Genomic DNA, 4,086 nt, shown 5'->3' on the forward strand with positions numbered 1-4,086 from the left:
GGTGGCGAGCACGTCATCACCGGCAACATCATCGTTCGCCAGCGTGGCACCCACTTCCATCCCGGCGAGAACGTCGGCCGTGGCAAAGACGACACCCTGTTCGCACTGTGCGAGGGCACCGTGGAATTCACGAAGAGCACCCGCCGCAACAAGGGCTATCGCCGCTTTGTGCATGTTCGTCCTCTGACCACCGAGAGCGCTGAATAGCCTCACGCAACCAGAGGGGTTTCATAAGGGGAGGAAAAAGCTCGTCGCTTTTGCGGCGGGCTTTTTCCGTATTTGAGGTGTGTGCGCCGTATTGGCGCAGGTGCATGCGTATAATTCGAGAACACGTTATTTTCTTGCAAGGAAGCGCACCGCAAAAGCCTCAATTCATTGGGCGTCCCATGCGGCGCGACATAGGCTTGGGCAAGCGGCGCGCAGGCGGCGATATGCCCCAACGATATCGATAGGAACGCTATGTTCGTAGACAAAGTACGCATTTACGTGAAGGGCGGCGACGGCGGCGCGGGCTGCTTGAGCTTCCGCCGCGAGGCTCATGTTCCCAAGGGCGGCCCCGACGGCGGCGACGGCGGCCATGGCGGCAACGTCGTGCTCGAGGCCGACCAGTCGGTCTCGTCGCTGCTCGACTACCGCTTCAAGCATCATTTCAAGGCAACGCGCGGCACCCACGGTATGGGCAAGCGCATGCATGGCGCCACGGGTGACGATCTTATTCTGAAGGTTCCTGTGGGCACGGTGGTGCATGAATATTCCGAAGAGAAAAAGGAAACCGGCGAGCTTATCGCCGACCTTACGCATGACGGCGAGCGCGTCATCGTCGCGGAAGGCGGCCATGGCGGTCGCGGCAACATCCATTTCGTGACCTCCACGCGCCGCGCCCCCGCGTTCGCTGAGCTGGGCGAACCCGCGCAGGAGTGCTGGATCGAGCTCGAGATGAAGCTCATGGCCGACGCCGCGCTCGTTGGCGTGCCTTCCGCGGGCAAAAGCTCGCTCATCGCCCGCATGAGCGCCGCGCGCCCCAAAATCGCCGATTATCCGTTCACCACGCTTGTTCCGAACCTGGGCGTTGTGCAGGGCGACGAGCACAACTTCGTCGTGGCTGACATTCCGGGCCTTATCGAAGGCGCTCACCAGGGCAAGGGCTTGGGCCATGAATTCCTGCGCCATATCGAGCGCACTGCACTCATCGTGCATGTCGTTGACATGACGGGTGGCTATGAAGGCCGCGATCCGGTGGAAGATTACCGCATCATCAACAACGAGCTTGCGATGTACGCCGATGAATTGGCGCAGCGTCCTCGCATCGTGGTGGCCAACAAAGTCGACGTTCCCGGCACCGAAGACGCTGTGCGCCGCTTGAAGGAAGAGGTGCGCAAAGACGCCATTGCTGCCGCGAACGGCAATGAATTCGCCGATGGCGTCGATGAGGCTTCGCGCGTGTTCGAGATTTCTGCTCTTACGGGCAAGGGCGTCGATTCGCTTATCCACGCCATCGCCGACAAGGTATTCGAGCTGCGCAGCGCCGCCAAAGAAGCTCAGGAGGGTGAAGTTCAGTACGACCAGGTTTGGCAGCACAAGCGCGAACAGCGCGACCGCAAATATACCGTGCGCAAACTTTCCGATGGCATCTTCCGTGTGGAAGGCGTGCAGATTGAGCGCATGGTTGTGCAAACCGACTGGGAAAACGACGAGGCGCTGTCGTTCTTGCAGCATCGCTTCAATCGCTTGGGCCTGGAAAAGGAACTGCTCAAGGCGGGCGCAGTGAATGGCGACGAGATTCGCATTCTTGGTCGAGCGTTCGAGTTCGAGACGGCCGAGTCGACCGAAGATATCTTCGCCGAACTCGACGATTAGCATAGTGAAGGCGTGATGGGCATGGCTGCAGAAACTTCCGCAAACGCGAGGGCGTACAAGACCGCCGTTATTAAAATCGGCTCGAATACGCTGACCGACGACGAGGGAAAGTGCGACCGCGCTTATCTCGCCGATTTGGCGCATCAGGTGGCGCGCGTTCGCCGCGAGGGTTGGCGTGTGATTATCGTAAGCTCTGGCGCCATCCCGTGCGGCCTTGAAGCGCTGGGCTTGCCGCTGCGCCGCCCCGATGACATGCCCACCGTGCAGGCTGCGGCAAGCGTTGGGCAACGCGCGCTTCTTGCGGCTTATGACCAGGTATTTTCTCCGTATGGCATGCTCACGTCGCTCGTGCTGCTCACGCGTCGCGATACCGCCGATCGAAATGCGTACCTGCATGCGCGCGACACGTTCCGCCGCCTCGTGGAATTGAATGCCGTGCCTATCGTGAACGAAAATGACACGGTATCGGTCGAGCAGATTAAGTTCGGCGACAACGACACGCTTGCGGCGCTTGTCGCGTGCCTTGCGAACGCCGACCGCGTCGTTATTCTGAGCGACATCGATGGCCTGTATACGTCGAACCCCAAAACCGATCCGTCGGCTCAGCTCATCAAGCGCGTCGACCGCATTACGCCCGAAATTCTTGCCGGCGCATCGGGCGCAGGCAGCGCTGTTGGCTCGGGCGGTATGATCACCAAACTCACGAGCGCGCGTGTGCTTGGCGCGGCGGGCATTCCGCTCGTCATTTGCAGCGGCCGCGCCGAAGATGCCGTGGTGCGCTCGCTTGTCGACGACCCAATTGGCACGCTGTTCACGGGCGCCGATGTTCCGCATGAAATCACGCCGCGCAAGCTTTGGATCGCTCTTGGCGATTCGGTGAAAGGCACGCTGCTTGTCGATGCGGGTGCTGCTCGCGCTATCGTCGAAGACGGTGCTTCGCTGCTTGCTGTGGGTGTGAAGAACGTCGAAGGCGAGTTCGAAGCGGAAGATGTGGTCGATGTGGTTGATGAGGCCGGTTTCGTGATTGCGCGCGGCCTTGCGCGCTGCTCGGCCGAATCGATGCGTTCGGGGAAGGCCGACATCGCTGTGCATCGCGATGAGCTAATCTTGTTCGAGTAAGCAATCGGGGCCGCCTCGTATGGGGGATGCGGCTGCCAGGTGTTTTCTGAATAACGTTGCTGCGGACTGGGCTTGGCGTGCGATTCCGATAGATTCCGCACGAGCAGAAGGCGCCAGTGGCGCCTTCGCCGCGAGCAGGACTGCCTGAAGCGGAAGCGCATGTCGAGCCCAGTCCGCTCAGGTTGTGCGATTGGAGACAATGATGACCTCAATCGAAGAGTCGGTTCGTGATATTGCGCTTCGCGCACAAGCGGCTTCGCATGCGGTGGGGCGCGCTTCAGAAAAGGTTCGCAACCAGGCGCTTTTCGCCATGTCTGCTTCACTTCGGGGCAATATGGCCGATATTCTCGTGGGTAACAAGGTTGATATGGAAGCTGGCAAAGCTGTCGGCATGTCGTCTGGCTTGCTCGATAGGCTTTCTTTAGATGAAGGCCGCATCAATGCCATGGCCGATGCCCTTGAATCGCTCGCCGGCCTGCCTGACCCGTTGGGCCGCGTGCTCGAGCACCGCGAAATCGAAGGCGGCATCGAACTTACGCGCGTGAGCGTACCGCTGGGCGTTGTCGCCATGGTGTATGAGGCGCGCCCGAACGTCACGGCCGATGCTGCGGGCATTTGCCTGAAGTCGGGCAATGCATGCGTGTTGCGCGGCGGCTCGCAGGCCCTCCATTCCAACGCGGCAATCGTTTCCGCGCTGCGCGAAGCGGTCGTTTCCGCGGGCCTTCCCGCCGATTGCGTTTCCTTCGTCGATACCGCCGATCGCGCGGCGACCGATGCCCTCATGCAGCTTCACGGCATTGTCGACGTGCTCATTCCTCGCGGCGGATCCGGCCTTATTCGCCACTGCATCGAATGCTCGAAAGTGCCCGTCATCGAGACGGGCACGGGCAATTGCCATACCTATGTGCACGAAACGGCCGATTTCGATCGCGCCATCACCATTCTGCTTAATGCGAAAACGCAGCGCGTGGGCGTGTGCAATGCATGCGAATCGCTTCTCGTCGATGAATCCATCGCTGCCGATTTCCTGCCGAAGGCGTTGCGCGCGCTTGCCGAAGCGGGCGTGACTATCCATGGCGATGCGGCGGCTCGGCACGCTGCCGATTTGGC

At 60.7% G+C, this 4,086-nt stretch carries 4 protein-coding genes; all 4 read left to right on the plus strand.

Features of this window, described 5'->3' with window-relative positions:
• Window positions 1-207, plus strand: a 207-nt coding sequence (locus tag ACWI8T_RS08740) for a 50S ribosomal protein L27 (RefSeq protein ID WP_449138669.1), incomplete at its 5' end; no start/stop codon positions are given.
• A gap of 252 nt (window positions 208-459) precedes the next feature.
• Window positions 460-1,857, plus strand: coding sequence for a GTPase ObgE (obgE, locus tag ACWI8T_RS08745; protein ID WP_418860302.1), 1,398 nt, complete (start codon window positions 460-462; stop codon window positions 1,855-1,857).
• 15 nt (window positions 1,858-1,872) lie between these two features.
• Entirely contained in the window at window positions 1,873-2,976 is a 1,104-nt protein-coding gene (gene proB / locus ACWI8T_RS08750; RefSeq protein ID WP_449138670.1) for a glutamate 5-kinase, read from the plus strand.
• A gap of 202 nt (window positions 2,977-3,178) precedes the next feature.
• Window positions 3,179-4,086: glutamate-5-semialdehyde dehydrogenase (locus ACWI8T_RS08755; RefSeq protein WP_449138671.1), on the plus strand; the 908-nt coding region annotated here is incomplete at its 3' end.

The sequence above is a fragment of the Slackia sp. genome (assembly GCF_977041755.1).

What these genes read in the sequence shown, in the direction of transcription:
- obgE (WP_418860302.1), top strand. Translation starts at nt 460, where the DNA reads ATGTTCGTAGACAAAGTACGCATTTACGTGAAGGGCGGCGACGGCGGC.
- proB (WP_449138670.1), top strand. Translation starts at nt 1,873, where the DNA reads ATGGGCATGGCTGCAGAAACTTCCGCAAACGCGAGGGCGTACAAGACC.